This is a genomic window from Phenylobacterium sp. 58.2.17 (assembly GCF_026411515.1).
Taxonomy (GTDB): domain Bacteria; phylum Pseudomonadota; class Alphaproteobacteria; order Caulobacterales; family Caulobacteraceae; genus Phenylobacterium.
Map to the genome: position 1 here is coordinate 1 of NZ_JAPMTQ010000107.1, position 659 is coordinate 659.

The following is a 659-nucleotide window of genomic DNA, read 5'->3' on the forward strand; positions in this document are numbered from 1 at the left end:
GCTTTTCATTTAGAGATTAATTAAATGAAAAGCTAAGAGAAAAGATTATTTGCAGTTAAGTTCTTTCTGACGTTCTTTAATTTGATCAAGACGCTGTTGTTCTTTGTCAGAAAATTTTGGCTTTGTTGTATGGCAGTTTTCATTGCCATATTTAGCTTTAGCGTCTGCGTCTTTGAAACAGAATCCTTTAGAAGCGTAGATTAAGTTGTAATCATCTTGCAACTTTTTACATTCTTGTTCTGGTGTAGCTGCTTGAAGATTAAATCCTGTGAGGGTAATTAATCCAGCACAAACTGCAACCGTAAACTTATTCATGAGGTGTTCCTCTAATCAAAAAGGTATAAACCAAAGCTTTATGACAGTATTTTCATATGGCGCTTGGTCGCTACGTATATACCAATATAAGGTTTCTTAATGAAATTTCAATGAAACTCTATAGTCAGTATGTAATTTTAGTACGGAATTTCCTCTTGAATTAAATTAGAAACGTAGTGTTTTTAATATCTTAAGTGATATCTCTGAATATTACGGTATATTGATTTATTCGCAGTGAGTCACTTCTATCATCCTTGTTGTAGGTGTTTGAACAGGTATTTTTCTGGGAATAAGATCAAATTGATGTATAGCGAAAGGGCCGTAAGGTCCCATTCTCACATGTG

1 protein-coding gene is annotated in these 659 nt (G+C 33.5%); it reads right to left on the reverse strand.

Features of this window, described 5'->3' with window-relative positions; genetic code table 11:
* Positions 1-45: 45 nt before the first annotated feature.
* Complete coding sequence (locus OUA97_RS23245; protein ID WP_004879438.1) at positions 46-315, reverse strand: YARHG domain-containing protein; 270 nt, start codon at positions 313-315, stop codon at positions 46-48.
* Between the last annotated feature and the right edge of the window lie 344 nt (positions 316-659).